The organism is Streptomyces sp. NBC_00080 (genome assembly GCF_045041255.1).
GTDB lineage: Bacteria > Actinomycetota > Actinomycetes > Streptomycetales > Streptomycetaceae > Streptomyces > Streptomyces coriariae.
The window spans coordinates 457,830-477,950 of sequence record NZ_CP108236.1; the positions used below are offsets into that span (position 1 = coordinate 457,830).

Annotated in this window: 21 protein-coding genes; 16 read left to right on the plus strand and 5 right to left on the minus strand. The window is 71.0% G+C overall.

Annotated features, from left to right (window positions below):
* The first annotated feature begins 18 nt into the window (after positions 1–18).
* The 3 genes from OHU34_RS45760 to OHU34_RS45770 are packed head-to-tail and all read left to right on the plus strand — an operon-like array spanning position 19 to position 2,980.
* Positions 19–786 (plus strand): SDR family NAD(P)-dependent oxidoreductase, encoded by a 768-nt coding sequence (locus OHU34_RS45760; RefSeq protein WP_142270208.1) that lies wholly within the window; start codon positions 19–21, stop codon positions 784–786.
* Positions 783–1,961, plus strand: coding sequence for an acyl-CoA dehydrogenase family protein (locus OHU34_RS45765; RefSeq protein WP_142270209.1), 1,179 nt, complete (start codon positions 783–785; stop codon positions 1,959–1,961). The genes OHU34_RS45760 and OHU34_RS45765 overlap by 4 nt, the downstream gene beginning before the upstream one ends.
* Complete coding sequence (locus OHU34_RS45770; protein ID WP_142270210.1) at positions 1,958–2,980, plus strand: NADPH:quinone oxidoreductase family protein; 1,023 nt, start codon at positions 1,958–1,960, stop codon at positions 2,978–2,980. The genes OHU34_RS45765 and OHU34_RS45770 overlap by 4 nt, the downstream gene beginning before the upstream one ends.
* On the opposite strand, the gene OHU34_RS45775 is transcribed toward OHU34_RS45770, so the two are convergent.
* Positions 2,949–3,812, minus strand: coding sequence for a mycofactocin-coupled SDR family oxidoreductase (locus OHU34_RS45775; protein ID WP_142270211.1), 864 nt, complete (start codon positions 3,810–3,812; stop codon positions 2,949–2,951). The two genes, OHU34_RS45770 and OHU34_RS45775, sit on opposite strands and share 32 nt — an antisense overlap.
* Before the next feature lie 177 nt (positions 3,813–3,989).
* On the opposite strand from OHU34_RS45775, the gene OHU34_RS45780 reads away from it, so the two are divergent.
* From OHU34_RS45780 to OHU34_RS45800, 5 genes are read left to right on the plus strand one after another with little or no spacing between them, the layout of a single operon-like run.
* Positions 3,990–5,135: an amidohydrolase family protein gene (locus tag OHU34_RS45780; protein ID WP_142270212.1), complete on the plus strand. Its 1,146-nt coding sequence runs from the start codon at positions 3,990–3,992 to the stop codon at positions 5,133–5,135.
* Positions 5,132–5,377 carry a hypothetical protein gene (locus tag OHU34_RS45785; protein WP_142270213.1) on the plus strand — a complete coding sequence of 82 codons (246 nt, stop codon included), beginning with the start codon at positions 5,132–5,134 and terminating at the stop codon, positions 5,375–5,377. The genes OHU34_RS45780 and OHU34_RS45785 overlap by 4 nt, the downstream gene beginning before the upstream one ends.
* Before the next feature lie 7 nt (positions 5,378–5,384).
* Positions 5,385–6,197: a mycofactocin-coupled SDR family oxidoreductase gene (locus OHU34_RS45790; protein ID WP_142270214.1), complete on the plus strand. Its 813-nt coding sequence runs from the start codon at positions 5,385–5,387 to the stop codon at positions 6,195–6,197.
* A 14-nt stretch (positions 6,198–6,211) separates the two neighbouring features.
* Positions 6,212–7,054, plus strand: coding sequence for an NAD(P)-dependent oxidoreductase (locus tag OHU34_RS45795; RefSeq protein ID WP_235034778.1), 843 nt, complete (start codon positions 6,212–6,214; stop codon positions 7,052–7,054).
* The gene (locus OHU34_RS45800; RefSeq protein ID WP_142270215.1) at positions 7,038–7,226 is read left to right on the plus strand and encodes a ferredoxin; all 189 of its coding nucleotides are present in this window, start codon (positions 7,038–7,040) and stop codon (positions 7,224–7,226) included. The genes OHU34_RS45795 and OHU34_RS45800 overlap by 17 nt, the downstream gene beginning before the upstream one ends.
* Before the next feature lie 52 nt (positions 7,227–7,278).
* Here OHU34_RS45800 and OHU34_RS45805 read toward each other — a convergent pair whose 3' ends face one another.
* The gene (locus OHU34_RS45805; RefSeq protein WP_142270216.1) at positions 7,279–8,151 is read right to left on the minus strand and encodes a VOC family protein; all 873 of its coding nucleotides are present in this window, start codon (positions 8,149–8,151) and stop codon (positions 7,279–7,281) included.
* A gap of 163 nt (positions 8,152–8,314) precedes the next feature.
* On the opposite strand from OHU34_RS45805, the gene OHU34_RS45810 reads away from it, so the two are divergent.
* A complete protein-coding gene (locus OHU34_RS45810; protein ID WP_142270217.1) occupies positions 8,315–9,175 on the plus strand; it encodes an alpha/beta fold hydrolase in 861 nt (286 codons plus the stop codon).
* A gap of 41 nt (positions 9,176–9,216) precedes the next feature.
* Complete coding sequence (locus OHU34_RS45815) at positions 9,217–9,819, plus strand: TetR/AcrR family transcriptional regulator (protein WP_235034779.1); 603 nt, start codon at positions 9,217–9,219, stop codon at positions 9,817–9,819.
* Between the two features lie 51 nt (positions 9,820–9,870).
* Here the strand turns inward: OHU34_RS45815 and OHU34_RS45820 are convergent, their stop codons facing one another.
* Complete coding sequence (locus OHU34_RS45820) at positions 9,871–11,472, minus strand: FAD-binding protein (protein ID WP_200840105.1); 1,602 nt, start codon at positions 11,470–11,472, stop codon at positions 9,871–9,873.
* A gap of 273 nt (positions 11,473–11,745) precedes the next feature.
* Here OHU34_RS45820 and OHU34_RS45825 point away from each other — a divergent pair, with 273 nt between their 5' ends.
* The 4 genes from OHU34_RS45825 (at position 11,746) to OHU34_RS45840 (ending at position 15,629) form a co-directional block, all read left to right on the plus strand.
* Positions 11,746–12,645, plus strand: a complete 900-nt coding sequence (locus OHU34_RS45825) for a 2-keto-4-pentenoate hydratase (protein WP_235034780.1) — start codon at positions 11,746–11,748, stop codon at positions 12,643–12,645.
* Positions 12,642–13,604 (plus strand): acetaldehyde dehydrogenase (acetylating), encoded by a 963-nt coding sequence (locus tag OHU34_RS45830; protein ID WP_142270218.1) that lies wholly within the window; start codon positions 12,642–12,644, stop codon positions 13,602–13,604. Before OHU34_RS45825 ends, OHU34_RS45830 begins: the two co-directional genes overlap by 4 nt.
* Complete coding sequence (dmpG, locus tag OHU34_RS45835) at positions 13,601–14,614, plus strand: 4-hydroxy-2-oxovalerate aldolase (protein WP_142270219.1); 1,014 nt, start codon at positions 13,601–13,603, stop codon at positions 14,612–14,614. The genes OHU34_RS45830 and dmpG overlap by 4 nt, the downstream gene beginning before the upstream one ends.
* A gap of 256 nt (positions 14,615–14,870) precedes the next feature.
* Positions 14,871–15,629, plus strand: coding sequence for an IclR family transcriptional regulator (locus OHU34_RS45840; RefSeq protein ID WP_142270220.1), 759 nt, complete (start codon positions 14,871–14,873; stop codon positions 15,627–15,629).
* Positions 15,630–15,711: 82 nt separating this feature from the next.
* Here the strand turns inward: OHU34_RS45840 and OHU34_RS45845 are convergent, their stop codons facing one another.
* The gene (locus tag OHU34_RS45845) at positions 15,712–16,482 is read right to left on the minus strand and encodes an SDR family NAD(P)-dependent oxidoreductase (RefSeq protein WP_142270221.1); all 771 of its coding nucleotides are present in this window, start codon (positions 16,480–16,482) and stop codon (positions 15,712–15,714) included.
* Between the two features lie 3 nt (positions 16,483–16,485).
* Entirely contained in the window at positions 16,486–18,015 is a 1,530-nt protein-coding gene (locus OHU34_RS45850) for a long-chain fatty acid--CoA ligase (protein ID WP_142270222.1), read from the minus strand.
* A gap of 277 nt (positions 18,016–18,292) precedes the next feature.
* Between OHU34_RS45850 and OHU34_RS45855 the strand changes: the two genes are divergently transcribed.
* Together OHU34_RS45855 and OHU34_RS45860 are read left to right on the plus strand one after the other, a co-directional pair.
* Positions 18,293–19,018, plus strand: a complete 726-nt coding sequence (locus OHU34_RS45855) for an enoyl-CoA hydratase/isomerase family protein (protein WP_200840114.1) — start codon at positions 18,293–18,295, stop codon at positions 19,016–19,018.
* 43 nt (positions 19,019–19,061) lie between these two features.
* Entirely contained in the window at positions 19,062–20,120 is a 1,059-nt protein-coding gene (locus OHU34_RS45860; protein WP_142270224.1) for an alcohol dehydrogenase catalytic domain-containing protein, read from the plus strand.
* The last annotated feature ends 1 nt before the right edge of the window (position 20,121 follow it).

The following is a 20,121-nucleotide window of genomic DNA, read 5'->3' on the forward strand; positions in this document are numbered from 1 at the left end:
TCCCGTGAGGAGTCGAACATGAACATCGACGGTTCTGCGGCACTGGTCACCGGCGGCGCCTCCGGCCTGGGACTGGCCACCGCGCGCCGCATCATCGACCGAGGCGGCCAGGTCGTCCTGGCCGACCTCTCCGAGGAGCAGGGCGTCAAAGCGGCCGCCGACCTCGGTGACGCCGCGCGTTTCGTCCGCGCCGATGTCACCGACGAGCACGCGGTCACCGCGGCGCTCGACGCCGCTCGGGAACTCGGTCCGCTGCGCTTCGTCGTGCACTGCGCCGGGCGGGGCGGCGATCGCACCCGGATCATCGACCGCGACCGCAACCCCGGCGAGCTCGAGACGTTCGCCGAGGTCGTACGCGTCAACCTGATCGGCACGTACAACGTGCTGCGTCTGGCCGCCGCGCGGCTGTCCGTCAACGACGTCGTGGACGGAGACCGCGGAGCCGTCGTGCTGACCGCCTCCGTCGCCGCCTTCGACGGCCAGATCGGTCAGACTTCCTACACCGCCGCCAAGGCGGGCGTGCACGGCATGACCCTCGTCGCCGCCCGCGATCTGGCCAGTTGGCAGATCCGCGTCAACACCATCGCCCCGGGCATCATGGACACCCCCATGCTGGGCCGGCTGCGCGCCGACATCCGTGACGGACTCGCCGCGACCGTTCCGCACCCCAGGCGCCTCGGCGACCCGGACGACTTCGCCCGCCTCGCCGTGGAGACGCTGGAGAACCCCTACCTCAACGGCCAGACCATCCGCCTCGACGGCGCCATCCGCATGGCCCCGCGATGACAGCGGCCGAGACCGACGAACGGTTCCGCGCCCGCCTGCGGGCCTTCCTGACGGAGCACCACCCCGGCCGCCGCCCCGAAGACCCCGCCGAGCGCCTCGCGTGGCAGAAGAAATGGCTGGCCAGGCTGTACGACGCCGGATACGCCGGCCCGAGCTGGCCGCTCGAGTACGGCGGCATGGACCTGTCCTTCGCGCGCCAGGTCATCTATCAGGAGGAGTACGCGCGAGCCCGGGTCCCCGGACCCCTGGGCACCGGACTGGGCATCGCCGCCCCCACCCTCGTCACCTACGGCACGACCGAGCAGAAGGAGCGCTTCCTGCGCCCCATGCTGCGCGGTGACTCGGTGTGGGCGCAGGGCTATTCGGAACCGGAGGCCGGTTCGGACCTGCCGGCGCTGCGCACGACGGCACATCGCGAAGGCGCGCAGTACGTCGTCAACGGGCAGAAGGTGTGGAACAGTTCGGCCGACATCGCCGACGTCCTCTTCACCCTCGTCCGCACCGGACCCCCCGACTCCCGCCAGGACGGCATCAGTTACCTCCTGATCGACGCCCACGCCCCGGGCGTGCACGTGCGCCCCTTGCGGGACCTGACCGGGGAGGCGCGCTTCTGCGAGATCTTCTTCGACGACGTCCGCGTGCCGGTCGCCGACCGGATCGGCCCCGAGAACGGCGGCTGGCCGCTGGTGCGGACGAGCCTCGGCCACGAACGCGCCGCCGGCGCGATGAACCAGGCGGCCTTGTACCGGCGGGTGCTGGACGAACTGATAGAGCTGGCGCACGCACGCGGGGCGACCGCCGATCCCCTGGTGCGCGACCGGCTCGCGGACTTCGAGATCCGGGTGACGATCATGCGGCTCACCGGGATGCGCACCATCGCCGACATCATGGCGAAGGGTGAGCCCGGCCCGGCCTCCTCCACGTCGCGGCTGTTCATCGTGACCTTCGAGCAGGAACTGCACGAGTTCGCCCTGGAGATGCTGGGACCGTACGGGATCCTCGGCAGGCGCGATCCGCACGCCGTCCAGCGGGGGCGCTGGGTCTGGGGTTTCCTGCGCACCCGGGCCTCGACGATCGGGGCGGGCACCGCCGAGATCCAGCGCAACACCATCGCCGAACAGGTGCTCGGTCTGCCCCGGGACCCGGCGACGCCGACCGCGGGGAGGGCACGATGAGAGCCGCACACTGCACGCGGTACGGGCCTCCGGGCGCTCTGGAGGTCGTCGAACGGGACGACCTCGAACCCGGCCCGGGGGAGGTGCTGGTCCGGGTGCACGCAGCCGCGGTCAACTTCCCGGACGTGCTGCTCGTGGCGAACCGTTACCAGGTCCGTGCGCCGCTGCCGTTCACGCCCGGCAGTGAGTTCGCCGGTGTCGTGGCCGCGCTGGGGCCCGGGGTGGCCGGGCCGCCGGTCGGCTCACCCGTGGCCGGGGCGGTGCTGACGGGCGCGTTCGCGGAGCAGGTCGTGGTCCCGGTCACGGGTCTGCGTCCCGTTCCCGACGGGCTCGACATGGTGCATGCCGCCGCGTTCCACGTGACGTACGCGACCGCCTACCACTCCCTGGTCACCGTCGGGCAGGGCACGGCGGGGGAGTGGGCGGCGGTGCTCGGGGCCGCCGGCGGGGTCGGCTCCGCGGCCGTCGACGTCGCCACCCGGCTCGGGATGCGCGTGGTCGCGGCGGCGTCGAGTCAGGAACGGCTCGCGGTCGCCCGGGAGCTCGGCGCGGAGGCCGGTGTCGACTACGTCCGCGAGGACCTGAAGACGCGGATCCGTGAACTGACCGGCGGCGAGGGCGCCCACCTCGTCGTCGACCCTGTGGGCGGCGATCACGCGGAGGCCGCCCTGCGCGCGCTGCGGCGGGGCGGCCGGTTCGTCACGGTGGGCTACGCCGACGGGAAGATCCCGCGGATCCCGCTGAACCTGGTGCTGCTGAAGGACGCGGTGGTACGGGGCTTCGAGATCCGCATGCTGCGCCAGTACGCCCCGGACGCGGTGGCCGCCGGCGACCGGGCGCTCGCCCGGATGGTCCGGGACGGGATGCGCCCGCTCGTCTCCCGCGTCCATCCCCTCGCCGAGGTGGCGTCCGCCCTGACCGACGTGGCGCGGCGGCGCACCGCCGGCAAGGTGGTCATCGACATGACCGACGGGGTGGAGCCGGCGGTCAGAACGTGGGCAGTTGGGGACGCTTCCTGACGTAACCGCCGGCGTCGACCCGCATCTGCATGCCGGTGACGTAGCGGGACTCGTCGGAGACGAGGAACAGCACGGTGTCGGCGACGTCCTCGGGCTCGACATAGGGGTTGCCCATGCCGGTCGTCGCGGGGAACGAGAGCAGGGCGTCCTCGCGGGTCGGACGGTCGAGGTCGGGCCGGAACGACCGGTACATGAGGTCGTTGTTGAGCATGTCCGTGTTGACGTTGGTGGGGTGCAGTGCGTTGACCCGGATCCGCCGGGACAGCAGCACCGTCGCCAAGTCGTGCACGAATGCGGCGACTTGGCGCTTGGCGAAGGAGTAGCCCAGCCCGCCGGGGCCGTTGGCGGGGTTGTCGACGCTCGCCGGGGTCAGGGCCGCGATGGAACCCGTCGCCACGATCGAGCCGCCGTCGGGCAGATGCGGCAGGGCGGCCTCGACGGCGTGCACGACGCCGTTGAAGTCGACGGTGACGGCGTCGATGAACGCCTGGACGCTCTGCCCGCTTCCCAGCGGCGCGATGCCGGCCTGGGCGACGACGGCGTCGAGCCGCCCCAGCTCGGCCACCCCCTCGGCCACGGCCGCCTTGAGCGCGGCCGGATCACGGACGTCGGCCTTCCGGGCGACGATGCGCCGGCCGAGCTTCTTGACCTCCCGCACCGTCTCGTCCAGGTCCTCCTCGGTGGCCAGCGGGTAGCCGTTGGTGGCGATGTCCTCGCACAGGTCCACGGCGATGATGTCGGCTCCCTCCGCGGCGAGCCGGATCGCGTGGGCCCGGCCCTGACCGCGCGCGGCCCCGGTGATGAAGACGACCTTGTCCTGCACTCGACCCATGGGGTCTCCTTCCCTCGATTAAAAGAGTAGCCTGAATACGGGTGCGTGATCCTGGCTCATCCTCGATGATCTCTTGATCGAGCAGGATCGCAGTGATCACTTCCGCTGAGTGAGACCTGTTCAGTGCACACAATGCATCCAGTGTTAGAGAGTCTGCGAGACCGAAGGAGCGCAAGGATGCCGTTGCAGCCATGGATGAAACTGCTCTCGACCGACGACCATCTGATCGAGCCGCCGCGACTGTGGTCCGACCGACTGCCGGCGAGGCTCCGGGAGGCCGGGCCGCGCATCGTGGAGCAGCCACGGGGGGAGGGGCAGGCGCCCGCCGAGGTGTGGGTCTACGAGGGCCGCGTCCACCCCTACATCGGCCTGAACGCCGTCGCGGGCAAGAAGCCCGAGGAGTTCGGCCTCGAACCGACGCGCTACGACGAGATGATCCCGGGCTGCTACGACCCCAAGGCCCGGCTGCGTGACATGGACCTGGACGGAGTGTGGGGCGCCCTGTCCTTCCCGTCGTTCCCGGGGTTCGCGGGCACGGTGTTCCTGGACGGACAGGATCGCGAGCTGGCCCGACTGTGCGTCCAGGCCTGGAACGACTTCGTGCTCGACGAGTGGTGCGCCACCGCGCCCGGCCGGCTCATCCCCCTGGTCATCCTGCCGCTGTGGGACGTCGAGGCCTGTGTCGCCGAGATCCATCGAACCGCGGCGAAGGGTGCCAAGGCGATCTCCTTTCCGGAGAACCCCGCCCCGCGCGGACTGCCCTCCTTCCACACCGACCACTGGGACCCCGTGTTCTCGGCGGCCGAGGAGACCGGACTGCCGCTGTGCCTGCACTTCGGCACCTCGGGCAAGCCGCCGAAGACGGCCGAGGACGCCCCGTTCGCCGTGACGATCGCCCTCTTCGGCTGCAACGCCATGTTCGCCACCGCCGACCTGCTGTTCTCGCCGGTGCTCCACAAGCACCCCAAGCTGAAGATCGGCCTGTCCGAGGGGGGGATCGGCTGGATCCCGTACCTGCTGGAGCGCAGCGACGGCACCTGGGAGCGGCATCGCTTCTACCAGAACGTCAACCAGAGCGTGCGGCCCTCGGAGCTGTTCCACAAGCACTTCCACGGCTGCTTCATCGACGACCGCTTCGGCGTCGAGGTACGCCACCACGTCGGCATCGACAAGATCACCTGGGAGTGCGACTACCCGCACTCCGACTCCTACTGGCCCAAGAGCCGCGCCTACGCGGCGGAGGTCCTCGCCGACGTACCGGACGACGAGGTGCACCAGATCGTGGAGTTGAACACCCGCCGCCTCTACAACCTCCCCGCATGAGCCGGCGCCCGCAGTCCGAGCGGTCCGACTGGACCGACCTGGATCTGCTGACCCGCGAGGAGGCCCACGGCAGGCTCCTCACGGAGATCGCCGAGACGGACGTACTCCTTGCCGAACTCGGCGCCGGCGCCGGCGACATCGGCACCGACAGCGACCGCGACGAGCGTGAACTCCTCCGGTCCCGGCTGCGCGCCCTGCGTGAGGCCGCCGACGACCTGACCGACCACGCGAAGAGGGGCTGAGGCAGTCATGGGGCGTGTCGAGGGCAAGGTTGCGCTCATCACGGGAGCGGCTCGCGGACAGGGCCGCTCCCATGCCGTGCGACTGGCCGAGGAGGGAGCGGACGTCGTCGTCACCGACGTCTGCCACGACATCAGCGAGGAGCTGCCGTACTCCCTCGCGTCGAAGGAACAACTCCAGGAGACGGCGGAGTTGGTCAGGGCGACGGGGCGGCGGTGCGTCGCCGTGCAGGCGGACGTCCGCTCGATCGCCGAGGTGCGGGCCGCCGTGGACGCGGCGACAACGGAGTTCGGCCGGCTCGACATCGTCGCGGCCAACGCCGGCGTCATGAGCATCGGAGCCGCCTGGGAGCTGTCCGAGGAGGCCTGGGACGTCGTCGTCGACGTCAACCTCAAGGGCGCCTGGAACACCGCGCGGGCCGCGATCCCCCGGATGATCGAGGCCGGGGAGGGCGGCTCGATCGTCCTCACCAGCTCGGCCGCCGGCATCCGCGGGCATGTGCCGTACGCCCACTACGTGGCGAGCAAACACGGCGTCGTCGGACTGATGAAGGCCCTCTCCAACGAACTCGCCCCGCATCGCATCCGGGTGAACACCGTCCACCCCACCGGGGTCAGCGACACGGGCATCACGGTCGGCGTGCCGGTGGAGGAACTCGCCGCGCGGGAGCCGTTGTTCGCCCTGGCCGCGATGAACCCCCTCGCTCCCTACGTCGAGCCGCGGGACGTGTCGAACGCGGTCCTGTTCCTCGCCTCGGACGAGGCGCGGTACGTCACGGGACTTCAGTTCACCGTGGACGCGGGCTCGACGAACAAGCCATAGGCGGGGGAGGGCGCATGTCGATGCCGACGGTCGGGTTCCTCGGTGCCGGACAGATCGGCGAACCGATGGTCGAGCGGCTGCTCGCGGCCGGCCACCGGGTCCGCCTGTACGCACGACGGGCGGAGACGCGCGAGCGGCTCTCGGCCGCGAAGCTCGTGGCGGAGCCCCTGGAGGTGGCGGTGTCCGACGTCGTCGTCAGCTGCCTCTACGACGACGCGCAGATGCTCGAGGTACTGCCTGAGGTCGTCGCGGCCATGGAGTCCCGCACGGTGCTCGTCTCGCACACGACCGGAAGACCGGGCACCCTCGACCGCCTCGCGGCGTACGGACCCGGGGGCCGCGCCGCGATCGTGGACGCCGCGTTCAGCGGAACGGCCGACGCGGTGCGCGCCGGCCGGCTGGTGGTCTACCTGGGAGGTGAGCCCGAGCACCTCGCCACGGCCCGCCAGGTCGTCGGCGCCTACGCCGGTACCGTGCTCACCACGGGAGCGCGCGGCTCCGCCCTGCGGACGAAGCTCCTCAACAACCTGCTGTTCGCCGCGGTCTCCCAACTCACGCTGGGCGCGGTGGAAGCAGGGAAGGCTCTCGGCATCGAGGAGAGCGCCCTGCTGGACGCTCTCGCGGTCGGCAGCGGCGGTTCGACAGCCGGTCGGTACATCACCGCGCGGGGCGGGGCCGAGCCCTTCGTCGCGACGGTCACGCCGTATCTGCGCAAGGACCTGGAGGCCTGCGGCGACGTCGCCGCCCAGGCCGGTGTCGACCTGTCGACGCTGCTGACCGCGGCCCGCAGCGGCCCGATACGGCTCGGCGACCCATCACCTTCGGAAACGGAGCTGTTGCATGAAGATCACGATTGACAAGGCGGGGTGCTCCGGTCACGCCCGGTGCGCGGCGGTGGCGCCCGGACTGTTCCGCCTCGACGACGACGGTTACGCGCTGCCGTTCGACGGAGAGGTTCCGCAAGGCCTCGAACAGGCCGCCCGCGACGGGGAGACGGCCTGCCCGGAGCGGGCGATCACCGTCGAGTGACATGGGTGAGCCCCACGGCCCGAGGCCGTGGGGCTCACCCATGTCCGATCGATCAGCCGGCCGGCTGCGGTGGCGGCGTGAAGTGGTGGCCCCAGAACGCGCCGTCCGTGATCTCGTACACGGGGACGGGCTCCGGTACCTGCAGGCCGTTCCAGCCGAACTCGACGGCGTAGTTCTCCGGCGACCACACGTAGAACGACACCATGTGGTCGTTGGTGTGCTTGCCGAGCGAGTGCATCATCGGCACCTCGTACTCGGCGGCCCGGTCGAGTGCACGCCCGACGTCGTCCAGTGTCGCCCCCTCGACCATGAAGTGCAGCAGCCGCCCGGGACCCGGCATGGGGGTGACGCCGAGCGTGTGGTGCCGTGAGTTGCACCCCATGAACCAGGTCGTGCCGGCCGGCGAGCGCATCGTGTTGCGCTCGATGAAGCCCAGGACGCCGACATAGAAGTCGAACGTGGCCCGCGCGTCCTCGGCGGAGACGATCGCGTGTCCGAAGCCCATGTCACCGGTGACGAACTTCGACACCAGCGGGGTGCACACCGGCACATGGTCGAGGACGGTGCCGTAGAACAGCTCGACCGGGTTGCCGCCAGGGTCGTTGAACTTGACGAAGCCCGTGACCTTCCGCTCCGCCGCCTCGGCCTCGGTGCCGGCCGTCACCTTGATCCCGGCCTTCTCGACGTCCGCGACCAGCCGGGCCAGCTCGCGCTCGTCGAGGACCTCGAAGCCGAGCGCCGCCATCCCGCTCTGGGCCCCGGGAGAGACCACGATCCGGGCCGGATAGTCGTCCATCCTGAAGGACAGCGACTCGGAGTCACCGCCCTCCACGGGCATCAGGCCGAGGAAGTCGGCACCGAAGGTCTTCCACCGGTCGAGGTCGTTGGACTCAAGACGCAGGTACCCGAGGGAGCGAACACCCATCAGGCCCTCCCCTCACATGTGGTCAGTTCCGGGGCGGCCTGTCGGGCCCCCCGTATCGGTATGTCCGCGACGGTAGACACCCTGGCGCTCCTGCCGCCGGGGGCGTCCCACTGATCGGGAGACGTACGACGACGGGCTTCTCACGGGTGCGACGGTGACCGGCATGACACTCAGCCACGAGGACACCCTGCGCGAATTGCACACCGACGACGGCACCCTGCGCTACCACGAGGCGGGCGACGGGCCCCCGTTGCTCCTGCTGCACGGATCGGGGCCCGGCGTGACCGGCTGGCGCAACTACCGGCACAACCTCCCCGTGCTCGCTCGTCACTTCCGTTGCCTGGCGTTGGAGTTCCCGGGCTTCGGGGTGAGCGACCCGACCGCCGAGAACCCGATGGCGACCGGCCCCAAGGCGATCCTGCGCTTCCTCGACGGCCTCGGCCTGGACCGCGTCGACGTCATCGGCAACTCCATGGGCGGGTACGTCGCCGTGAGGCTCGCGGTCGCCCACAAGGACCTGTTCCGCCGGGTCGTGACCATCGGCGGGGTGGGCCGCAACATCCTCTCCCCGGCGCCCAGCGAGGGGCTGAACCTGCTCGTGGAGTTCGCCGAGAAACCCACCCGGGACAACCTCGTCCAATGGCTGAGGGCGATGGTCCACGACCCCGCCCGGCTCACCGACGAGCTGATCGAGGAACGCTGGGCGAGTGCGACCGAGCCGGCGACGCTGGAGGCGTCCCGCCGGATCTACGGCCGTCAGGCGATGGCTGCGATCATGGCCGCCCAGTCCCACGACGACCGGCCGATCTGGGCCGCGCTGCACAAGGTCACCGCGCCCACGCTGCTGACCTGGGGCCGGGACGACCGGGTCACTCCGCTGGAGAACGCCCTGCTGCCGCTGCGCACCATCCCCAAGGCCGAGCTGCACGTGCTCCCGGACTGCGGGCACTGGGCGATGATCGAGCAGAAGGAAGCCTGGGAGAGCGCGGTGCTGGCCTTCCTGACCCGTCCGGAGGCCGACTGAGCGCTGACGGCGGGCACGGCCGACGACTCGGAGGTGACGACGTGGCGAGACCCGCGGAGATACGGCAGCCCGCTGCTCCGACGTCGAGCCGCCAGAGCGCCCGTCGGGTCCGCATCCTGCGCTCCGCCTCCGAACTCGGCGCGCGTGAGGGGCTGGCGAGCGTGCAGATGCACGACGTCGCCAGGGAGGCCGGCGTCGCGATCGCCACGCTGTACCGCTACTTCCCGTCCAAGCCCTACCTGTTCCTCGCGGTCCTCGAGTGGCACATCGAGCAGTTCCTCGGGGGCCGCGACGGTCGTCCGGCAGGCGCCGACGGCACGGCGGATCCCGCGAACGAGGTGGCCGAGACGCTCATCGCGCTGACCTGGAAGCTGCTGGGCAGCCGCCTGCTGGCCTCCGCGGTGGCGCTGTCGTCGTTCCACGAGTACGCGAGCGCCGTCCCGGCCCGGATCGACATCGTCGACACCGCCCTGGGCCGGACGATCCTGCGCCTGCTCGGGCACCGCGCCGACGCCCGCAGCCGGGTGCGGCTGCTCGTCTACGGTTGGTGGGGCCTGTTCGTGGCCATGCTGACCGAGGAGATCTCCGCCGAGCGGGGAGAGGCGGACCTGCGTCTGGCCGCGCGGCTGATCGTCGCGTCCTGAGAACGTGACCGTGCCCGGGACAACTGCGGTGTCCCGGGCAGCGCCGTGAGGTCAGTCCGTCGCCCCGGCGATGTCCAGGACGGCGAGGTAGGCGAAGGCGATACTGGAACCGATCGGGGTCCCCGCACCCGGGTAGACGCGTCCCGACATCGCGGCCGCGGTGTTGCCGCTCGCGTAGAGCCCGGGGATCGGCTGCCCGTCCGGCCGCAGCACGCGCGCGTGCTCGTCCGTCTTCAGTCCGCCCTTGGTGCCGATGTCGGCCGGGAGGATGGTCGCCACGTAGTACGGCGCGGTGTCGATCGGCAGCAGCAACGGGTTCGGCCACTCGGTCTCGGGCTTCGCCGGGAAGTTCTGCCGGGGGTCGGCCGCGAAGGGGACGATGTGGTGGAACATCTGGTCCCACACGCTCTCGCCGCGGTGGAACGTCTCGTCGACGCCGCTTCGCGCGTACCCGTTGAACTCCTCCACGGTCCGGCTCAGGGCGTCGAAGGGGACACCGATCAGCTGTGCCAGCTCCTCGAGGGTGTCGGCCTGCTTCAGCGCGCCCGACTCCAGCCACTCGGGGCGTACCGGTTCGTCGGGCGGGCCGCCGAAGCTGTCCCGGTCCATCAGACGCTGGTCGAAGATCCAGTGGACCGGGATGTGACTGACGCCCGTGGAGCTGTGCAGGCGGAGGATCTCGTGCCCGACCTGGTCGTACGGCCGTGTCTCGTTGACGAAGCGTTCGCCCGCGCCGTTGACCCAGATCCCGCCCCGGGTGCCCGTGTGGAAGACGGGCCAGCCGTCCGGCTGGACGAGCCCCGCCACGAACCAGGCCTCGTCGAGCAGATCGGTGGCCGCGCCCACGGCGACGCCCGCCCGCAGGGCGTCACCCGTGTTGGCCTCGACCCCGTTCGACCACTCCCCGGTGAGGGGCGGCTGGTGCTTCTCACGGAGCTCGCGATCGTGCTCGAAACCCCCGGCCGCGAGGATCACCCCCCGCGTGGCTCCGATCCGGACCCGTTCACCCTCGCTGACGGCCTCGATCCCGACGACCCGGCCGTCCTCGACGATCAGGTTCTCCAGTGCGGTGTTCAGCCGCAGCGTGCCGTTGCCCGTCTCCAGGAACGCCGCCAGCGCCCGGCCGGCCAGCGCCCGGCCGCCGGAGACGACCGGCCCCTCGTCGAAGCCCCACCGCTCGGTGGGAAGCGAGCGGCGGACGAGTCCGGCGTTCTCCTTGAGCTCCGCCAGTTCGAGGGGCAGCGGGAAGATCGTGTGCCCGGCGGGCGAGGCTCCCGGTGCCGACGTGAAGTAGTCCGGAACCGGACCGTGGACGAACGACTGGAACCAGGGGTTCTTCTCCAGCTCGTCGATCAGCCCGACTCCGGCCGCCAGATACGCGTCCTGGAGAGCCTCCCGGGAGGGGTCGGCGACGATGTCCCGCAGGTACGCCCGGGCGTCGTCGACGTCGTCGCCGAGGCCGGCCCGCCGCAGCGGGGCGCAGCCGGGAAACCACACCCCCGCGCCGGAGTAGGCCATCGTGCCGCCCACCCGGTCGGTCTTCTCGACGACGAGCGTGCGCAGGCCACGCGCCGCCGCCACGTACGCCCCGACCAGACCTCCGCCCGATCCTACGACGATCACATCGTAGGCATCCTCGTTGATGCTCACCATGACCTCCTCATGAATGCCACGTTCCTGGTGGGGAGTTGGGGACTGCGACCAGAGGCGGGGCGTCCCACGGTCCCGCCTGCCGCGGCGTCAAGGCCATCAGCCGTCCAGCGGTTCGCCCGCCGAAGGTAACGAGCCATCGCCCCTGTGCCGTCCGGCCATCTCGCTCAGCGAGACCGCCCGTGGCCCGCTCCCCAGTCCCGCTGAGCGGAACGGTCCTCACTGCCGTACGCGACAGCCGATCAGGCTGGGGACAGGCACGAGTTGAGGATGCGAATGAGAGACGTTTGGGAACCGAAGGTCGTCGCGGACCGTGCGACCGCCGTGGCCGAGGCGGCCGCGCGACTCGCGGCCGCGGCCCGCGACCGGAAGCCGTGCGCACCCGTGCGTGATCTGCTCGGTGCGTGGGACGTCAGCCTCGCGTACGCCGTTCAGCAGCGGGTCATCGGCGACCGGGTCGCCGCCGGGGCACGGGTCGTCGGCCGCAAGATCGGGCTGACGTCCGCATCGGTGCAGCGACAGGTCGGGGTCGACCGGCCCGACTTCGGGGTCCTGCTGGACGACATGGATGTCACCGCGCTGCCGGCCGTTCCCAGCGAGCGGCTGCTTCAGCCCAGGGTCGAGGCGGAGATCGCGTTCGTGCTCGCCGCCGATCTGGACGACGACGACCTCGACGTCGAACGGGTCCGGTCGGCGGTCGGACACGCCGTGGCCGCGCTGGAGATCGTGGACAGCCGGGTGGCCGACTGGGACATCGCGATCACGGACACGGTCGCCGACAACGCGTCCAGCGGCCTGTTCGTCCTTGGCCGACAGGCCGTCGGACTGGGGGAGTTCACGCCCCGGGACGTGACCATGCGGCTGTACGCCGACGGCGAGCTCGCGTCCGAGGGCGACGGCGCGGCCTGCCTCGGCGATCCGCTCGCCGCGCTGCTGTGGCTGGCGCGCACCGCCCGGGAGTTCGGCGACCCGCTGCGCGCCGGACAGGTCGTGCTCTCCGGCGCGCTGGGTCCGCTCGTCCCGACACCGCCGGGCACCACCGTGCGGGCGGAGATGTCGGGCCTCGGCTCGGTGACGGCGACCTTCTCGCCCAGGAACCCGACGGACCCCGATCCCCACTCCGCCCCCGACCCCCGCCCCGCCCCCGCCCCCGAGGAATTCAAGGAACACGGATGACGAAGACCAAGGTGGCCGTTATCGGCTCCGGCAACATCGGCACCGACCTGATGATCAAGGTGTTGCGCCTGTCCGACACCCTGGAGATGGCCGCGATGGTGGGCATCGACCCCGACTCGGACGGGCTGGCGCGCGCCGCCCGTCTCAAGGTTCCCACCACCCACGAGGGGGTGGACGGCCTGATCCGCATGGAGGGCTTCGACGACATCGGGATCGTCTTCGACGCCACGTCGGCGAAGGCTCACGTCGAGAACGCGAAACGGCTCGCCCCGTACGGCAAGCGCCTGGTCGACCTCACCCCGGCGGCCCTCGGACCCTATGTCGTGCCACCGGTCAACCTGGACGAGCAGCTGGACGCGGCTGGCGACGCGGTCGACAACCTCAACATGGTGACCTGCGGCGGGCAGGCGACCATCCCGATCGTCCACGCGGTCAGCCGTGTCACACCGGTGCCCTACGCCGAGATCGTCGCCTCGATCTCCTCGAAGTCGGCCGGACCGGGGACCCGGGCCAACATCGACGAGTTCACCGAGACCACGGCCGGCGCGATCGAGAAGGTGGGCGGCGCCCGCCGGGGCAAGGCGATCATCGTCCTGAACCCGGCCGAACCGCCGCTGATCATGCGGGACACGGTGTACTGCCTGGTCGGCGAAGCGGATCACGACGCGATCCGGGCCTCCGTCGAGGAGATGGTGGCCGCGGTGGCCGAGTACGTGCCCGGCTACCGGCTCAAGCAGAAGGTCCAGTTCACCCCGGTCCCCACGGGCGATCCGATCCACACCCTGCTGGCCGACGGCGACGCCTCCACGCCGACCACCAAGGTCTCCGTCTTCCTGGAAGTGGAGGGCGCCGCCCACTACCTGCCGGCCTACGCCGGCAACCTCGACATCATGACCTCGGCGGCCCTGCGCGTCGCCGAACGCATCGCCCGGCGACTGACCACCGAGGTGACCAAGTGACCGCCACCCGAAGGCTCTACGTGCAGGACGTCACGCTCCGGGACGGCATGCACGCCATCCGGCACCGGATCACGCCCGAGTTCGTGTCCCGGATCTCGGCCGCCCTCGACCGGGCGGGCGTGGACGCGATCGAGGTCGCGCACGGCGACGGCCTGGCCGGCGGCAGCCTCAACTACGGGCCGGGCAGCAACACCGACTGGGAGTGGATCGAAGCGGCCGCCGACGCCATCGACCGCGCGGTCCTCACCACCCTCCTCCTGCCGGGCATCGGCACCATCGTCGAACTCAAGCGGGCCTATGCCCTCGGCGTCCGGTCGGTGCGCATCGCCACCCACTGCACCGAGGCGGACGTCGCGGCCCAGCACATCTCCACCGCCCGGGAACTGGGCATGGACGTCTCGGGCTTCCTGATGATGAGCCACATGACGTCCCCGGAGACCCTGGCCGGCCAGGCCAGGCTGATGGAGTCCTACGGCGCGCACTGTGTCTACGTCACCGACTCCGGTGGCCGGCTGACCATGGACGGCGTGCGCCGGCGCATCCGCGCCTACCGGGACGTACTCGACCCGGACACGCAGATCGGCATCCACGCACACGAGAACCTCTCCCTCTCGGTGGCGAACTCCGTGGTGGCGGTGGAAGAGGGGGTGACCCGGGTCGACGCCTCGCTCGCGGGACAGGGCGCGGGCGCGGGGAACTGTCCGATCGAGCCGTTCGTCGCCGTTGCCAACCTCTACGGCTGGAAGCACGACTGCGACCTGTACGCCCTGCAGGACGCCGCCGAGGACCTGGTCCGCCCGCTCCAGGACCGGCCGGTGCGCGTCGACCGGGAAACCCTCACCCTGGGCTATGCCGGGGCCTACTCCAGCTTCCTGCGCCACGCCGAGGCCGCGGCGGAGCAGTACGGCCTCGACGCCCGCACCATCCTGGAGGAGGTCGGCAGGCGCGGCCTCGTCGGCGGGCAGGAGGACATGATCGTGGACATCGCCCTCGACCTCACCCACGGCTGACGCCGACAGGATGTACCGCTCTCCGGAAGGATTCTTCCGGAGGAGCGGTACATTTTTGCGTTGTCCAAAGAATGGACCGTACGCTCTAATGAATCGGTGCACGACTCTTTCTTTGCGGACCGCGGCATTGATACCTTGACGCCGGCGCCGAACTAGAATTGATTTCAGTTTGATCAGAGAGGCACCGACGATGACGTCTGCCCTTCGCCTGAGCTCGCCATCCTCCGTGGTCGACGGGCCCGCGTTGCCTCCGTCGATGATGGAGCGCGTGACGCTGATCATGGACCTTTTCACCCGTCCGCAGACCCACCTGACGCTCGAAACGGTGTCCCGCCGGACACACCTGCCGCGCTCGACCACGCATCGCATACTCGACCAGTTGGTCCGGCTGGACTGGCTGCGCCATACGGTGGCCGGATACACGCTGGGAACGCGGGCGCTCGGCCTGGGCGGCCGGGAGATCGGGCACAGCGCGCTGCGGGCCGCTGCCGCGCCCCACCTGCTGGACCTGGCCGTGCGTACCAGGATGGTCGTGCATCTGGCCGTGCTCGACGGGCCGGACATCTACTACCTGGACAAGGTGGGGGGCCGGGCGGCGGTGGACATACCGTCGAAGGTCGGGGGCCGTGCCATCGCGCACTGCACCGGGCTCGGCAAGGCCATGCTCGCCTGGCTGAGCCCTGAGGAGATCGACGCGCGGTACGCGCAGGTGATCGAGCGTCGTACCCACCACAGCATCGGGCGCCTCGACCAACTGCATCGCGAACTGGGCCTGGTGCGCCGCCGCAACGGACTGGCGATCGACCGGGGCGAGTGTTTCCCCGACCTCGGCTGCGTCGGCCTCGCGCTGTGCGGGCCGGAAGGACCGGTCGGGGCGATATCGGTGGTCGGAGACGGCCGCTCCTCACTGGAACTCGTGGCCCCGCTGGTGGTCAACGCGGTGCGGGCCGTCTCCGAGGACCTCTTCGGCGCGGCGGAGTCGTACCGCCGGGACGTGCCGGACGTCGTCGGATAGCCGGACCGAGGAGAGCCGCCCCGGTGGGACCCGGGGCGGCTCTCCTCGGTCCGGGTGCGTCACCAGGCCACCCGCGAGGCTCTCACCAGGCCGTCCATCCACCGTCCACGGTGAGCGTCGTACCCGTGACGAACCGGGAGGCGTCAGAGGCGAGGAACACCGCCGCCCCGCCCAGTTCCTCGACGCTGCCCACCCGGCCCAGGGGAGTGCCCCGCACGATGCGCTCGCCCCACTTGCTGTCCAGCAGGCCCGAGCTGAGGTCCGTGCGGAAGTAGCCGGGAGCGAGGGCGTTGACGCGCACGCCCCGGTCCGCCCACTCGACGGCGAGCGCCTTGGTGAGCGCCTCGACGCCCCCCTTGCTGGCGGCGTACGCGGCGATCCGCTCGAAGCCGGTGCTGGCGTGCACCGACGACACGTTGACGATCGAGCCGGACCCCTGCTCCAGCATGACCTTGCCGGCCTCCCGGCAGCAGTAGAAGGTGCCCTGGAGGTTGATGTCGAGCACCCGCCGCCAGTCCTCGTCGGTGACGTACTCGCTGCGGGTGAAGTGCGGGCTGACCCCGGCGCAGTTGACGACGGCGTCCAGTCGCCCCGTCGCACCGGTGATCCGCCCGACCGTCGTGCGGACCGCGTCCGGGTCGGCGATGGAACCCGGCAGCACCAGCACCTTGCCGCCGTACGAGGCGAGTTCGGCCTCCAGAGTCTCCAGGTCGGCGGTCGTGCGGGCGGTCACCGCCACGTCCGCCCCGGCCTGGGACACGGCGACCGCGATCGCCCGGCCGAGGCCCTTGCCCGCGCCGGTCACCCAGGCGGTCCTGCCGTCGAGACGCAGATCGGTGTTGACGTCGGCCATGGTTCAGCCCTCCGCGGGGATGTCGCGCAGGGTCCGCTTGAGGACCTTGCCCGAAGGGGTACGGGGAAGTTCGTCGACGATGTCGAAGCGGGCCGGTACCTTGAACTTGGCCAGGCGCTCCCGGCAGAACTCCCGCAGCTCGTCCGCCCCAGCGTTCCCTCCGGGCCGGAAGACCACGAAGGCGCGGGGGACCTCGCCCCAGCGGGGATGGGTCAGGCCGACCACGGCGGCCTCCAGGACGGCCGGGTGCTCGTACAGCACACGCTCCACCTCGGGCGTGGCGATGTTCTCCCCGCCCGAGACGATCATGTCCTTCTTGCGGTCGTCGATGTAGAGGAAGCCGTCCTCGTCGACGTGCCCGATGTCCCCGGTGTGGAACCAGCCGTCCCGCAGCGCCGCGGCGGTGGCCTTCTCGTCGCGCCAGTAGCCCGCGAAGACCTTCGGGCCGCGCAGCGTGATCTCGCCCAGTTCGCCCGCCGCGACCTCCCCGCCGGTGTCGTCGACGATCCGCACCCGCGTGTGCGGCACGGGTCGGCCGACCGAGCCGAGCTTGGACAGCGCGTGCTCGCGGTCGAGGAAGGTGTCGCCGGAGACGGTCTCGGTGAGGCCGTAGGCGTCGGCGTACCAGGCGTTGGGGAAGGCGGTCATGATGCGCCGCAGCACCGGCTCGGGCGTCTTCTCGCCGCCACCGAGGATGAAGCGCATCGAGGTGGTGTCGTAGGACTCGCGGTCCGGGACCTCCAGGACGGCGTTGACCATGGCGGGGGCCAGCCAGGCGTTGGTGACGCGGTGCTCCTGGATCGCGCGCAGGACGCCCTCCGGGTCGAACTTCCGCTGCAGGACCACGCCGCCGCCGGCATGGAGGACTCCGAGGGCCGGCATGTCCAGGCCGCCGACGTGGTAGAGCGGGCCCGCCACGAGCGTGGTGTCCTGCGCGGTCAGACCGAAGTGGACGATGTGGGCGAGGTTCTTGGCCTGCAGGTTTCCGTAGGTGATGCGCACGCCTTTGGGCCGCGAGGTGGTGCCGGAGGTGTACATCAGTCGTTGCAGGTCGTGCGGCTCGACGTCCACGGGGGCGATGCGCGCCCCCTGGTGCCGGCCGAGCAGCGTCTCGTAGCCGGTCCACTCGGGCGAGGGTCCGCCGTCCACCAGGATCCGGTGCTCCAGGTCGGCCAGCTCACCGGCGATGCGGTCGGCGGGGCGGACGAACTCCGGCTCGGTGACGATTACCTTCGCCTGCGCGTGGCCCAGGATGTACGCCCATTCCTCTTCGGACAGACGGTAGTTCAGCGGCAGGAAGACCGCCCCGACGCGGTTGGCGGCGTAGACCAGTTCCAGGAACTCCGGCCTGTTGTAGAGCAGCAGAGCCACGACGTCCCCGCGCCCGACGCCCAGTTCCGTCAAGCTGGCGGCCAGTTGGTTGACCCGCTCATGGAGGCGGCGCACCGTCAGCCGGGAGTCCTCCTGGGTCACGGCCACGGCGTCCGGCCGCTGGGCCAAGTGGTAATCGAGGATGCTCGAGAAATTGTGCACGGCTCTCTCGCTCTGTTTCCGGGTGGCGAATGCGGCCCGCCACGACTCATGGGGAACGGCGGATTCCGACCGGTCGGTTGCCCGCTCACAAGATTTAGTGTACCTCTTGGTCTATAAAACCTGTGTGCCGAACTGTACGACGGCGCGTACGCATCGACAACCATCCCCGCAGCCGCGATACGTGCGGCTTCCGCCGACGAGGAGGCCCCCTGTGCCACCACGTGTCCGCCTCGACACCGACGGGTCCGTCGCCACGGTCCGTCTCGACCATCCGCCGATGAACGCCTTCGACACCGCACAGCGGGAGGAACTGGCCGCCCTGGTGCGCCGGCTCGCCGACTCCCGTGAGGTGCGCGCCGTGGTGCTGTACGGCGGTGAGCGGCTGTTCGCCGCCGGAGCGGATGTGAAGGCGCTGGCCGTGATGGGTCCCGAGGAGGTCAGGGGCTGGAACCGGGCGCTCCAGCGGACCTTCGACGAGGTCGCCCGGCTGCCCGTGCCGGTCGTCGCGGCGATCACGGGGTACGCGCTCGGCGGCGGCCTCGAACTGGCGCTCGCCGCCGACTACCGAGTGGCGGCCGACGATGCCCTCCTCGGCCAGCCGGAGGTGCGGCTCGGCATCATTCCGGGCTCGGGCGGCACCCAGCGGCTGACCCGGCTGATCGGCCCGTCGCGGGCCAAGAACCTGCTGATGACCGGCCGCCGGGTGAGCGCCGACGAGGCGCTGCGACTCGGGCTGGTGGACGAGGTCGTCCCGGCGGGCGAAGTGCACGGCACCGCCCTGCGCTACGCCCAGCGGCTCGCCGCGGGGCCGGCCGCGGCCCTGGAAGCGATCAAGGAGGCCGTGGACCACGGCGCCGATGCCGGCCTGTCCGCCGGGCTCGCCCTGGAACGAGCCCTGTTCACGGGGGTCTTCGGCACCGCGGACGCCGCCACCGGCATCCAGTCCTTCCTGGAACACGGCCCCGGCCAGGCCCGCTTCGAAGGGCCCGCGCGCGACAGCTAGGCCCGCCGCAGGGGGGTGTGTACGACACGAAAGGGTGGAGAACATGAAGGCACTGCGCTGGCACGGCGCACGCGATCTGCGGCTGGAGGAAGTACCGGACCCGCCTGAACCGCGGCCCGACGAGGCCGTGGTGGAGGTGTCCTGGTGTGGAGTGTGCGGCACGGATCTGCACGAGTTCCTCGAAGGGCCGCACATGATCCGCAACGGTCCGCACCCGCTCACCGGTGCCAGCCCGCCGCTCGCCCTCGGCCACGAACTGAGCGGCACCGTCGTCGCGTTGGGCACTGCGGTGCCGGGTGTGGCGGTGGGCGACCGGGTGACCGCGGACCCCGTCTGGCGGTGCGGAGTCTGCTACTGGTGTGTGCGGGGCGAGTACCACATCTGCCCCAAGAGCGGCTCGGTGGGCCTCGCCTCCCCCGGTGGCTTCGCCGACCGCGTCACCGTCCCGCTCGCGGGGCTCACCCGGCTTCCCGACAACGTGAGCGACGAGATGGCGGCCGTCGCCGAACCGCTCGCGGTCGGCCTGCACGCCGTCACCCGGGCCGGCGTCCGGCCGGGCGACAACGTCCTGGTCGTCGGCGGCGGTCCCATCGGCTTCGCCGTCGTCCTCGCGGCCCGGCTCGCGGGCGCCGCCGGGCTCTATGTGAGCGAACCCCTGAAGGAACGCCGGGAGAAGCTCCTCGGACTCGGTGTCACGGAGGCCTTCGACCCGCGCGAGACCGACGTACGCCGTGCGGTGTTCCTGCGGACCGGCCGCATCGGCCCCGACGTCGTCATCGACGCCACCGGAGTGCCCGCGCTCGCCGCACAGGCCGTCTCCACCGTCCGGCGCGGCGGACGGGTCGTGCTGGCCGGGGTCGGGCACGGCAGCGTCGAGTTCGACATGGGGCAACTCGTCTTCTACGAGCGGTCCGTGCTCGGCACCCTCGGCTACAACTTCGACATCGCCCGGGTGATCGACCTGATGAGCACCGGGCGTCTGGACGCCTCGCCCCTGATCACCGGGCGTTTCTCGCTCTCGGAAGGTGCTGGTGTCTTCGCGGACCTGGCCGCCGACCGCGCCAAGCACCTGAAGGTGCTGCTGACCCCGAAGGGACTGTGAC

Coding starts and splice junctions, on each gene's coding strand:
- OHU34_RS45800 (WP_142270215.1), top strand. CDS start 7,038: ATGAAGATCACGATTGACAAGGCGGGGTGCTCCGGTCACGCCCGGTGC.
- OHU34_RS45830 (WP_142270218.1), top strand. CDS start 12,642: ATGACGAAGACCAAGGTGGCCGTTATCGGCTCCGGCAACATCGGCACC.
- OHU34_RS45765 (WP_142270209.1), top strand. CDS start 783: ATGACAGCGGCCGAGACCGACGAACGGTTCCGCGCCCGCCTGCGGGCC.
- OHU34_RS45775 (WP_142270211.1), bottom strand. CDS start 3,812: ATGGGTCGAGTGCAGGACAAGGTCGTCTTCATCACCGGGGCCGCGCGC.
- OHU34_RS45795 (WP_235034778.1), top strand. CDS start 6,212: ATGTCGATGCCGACGGTCGGGTTCCTCGGTGCCGGACAGATCGGCGAA.
- OHU34_RS45825 (WP_235034780.1), top strand. CDS start 11,746: ATGAGAGACGTTTGGGAACCGAAGGTCGTCGCGGACCGTGCGACCGCC.
- OHU34_RS45805 (WP_142270216.1), bottom strand. CDS start 8,151: ATGGGTGTTCGCTCCCTCGGGTACCTGCGTCTTGAGTCCAACGACCTC.
- OHU34_RS45780 (WP_142270212.1), top strand. CDS start 3,990: ATGCCGTTGCAGCCATGGATGAAACTGCTCTCGACCGACGACCATCTG.
- OHU34_RS45820 (WP_200840105.1), bottom strand. CDS start 11,472: ATGGTGAGCATCAACGAGGATGCCTACGATGTGATCGTCGTAGGATCG.
- OHU34_RS45760 (WP_142270208.1), top strand. CDS start 19: ATGAACATCGACGGTTCTGCGGCACTGGTCACCGGCGGCGCCTCCGGC.
- OHU34_RS45860 (WP_142270224.1), top strand. CDS start 19,062: ATGAAGGCACTGCGCTGGCACGGCGCACGCGATCTGCGGCTGGAGGAA.
- OHU34_RS45840 (WP_142270220.1), top strand. CDS start 14,871: ATGATGGAGCGCGTGACGCTGATCATGGACCTTTTCACCCGTCCGCAG.
- OHU34_RS45770 (WP_142270210.1), top strand. CDS start 1,958: ATGAGAGCCGCACACTGCACGCGGTACGGGCCTCCGGGCGCTCTGGAG.
- OHU34_RS45790 (WP_142270214.1), top strand. CDS start 5,385: ATGGGGCGTGTCGAGGGCAAGGTTGCGCTCATCACGGGAGCGGCTCGC.
- OHU34_RS45785 (WP_142270213.1), top strand. CDS start 5,132: ATGAGCCGGCGCCCGCAGTCCGAGCGGTCCGACTGGACCGACCTGGAT.
- OHU34_RS45810 (WP_142270217.1), top strand. CDS start 8,315: ATGACACTCAGCCACGAGGACACCCTGCGCGAATTGCACACCGACGAC.
- OHU34_RS45855 (WP_200840114.1), top strand. CDS start 18,293: ATGAACGCCTTCGACACCGCACAGCGGGAGGAACTGGCCGCCCTGGTG.
- OHU34_RS45845 (WP_142270221.1), bottom strand. CDS start 16,482: ATGGCCGACGTCAACACCGATCTGCGTCTCGACGGCAGGACCGCCTGG.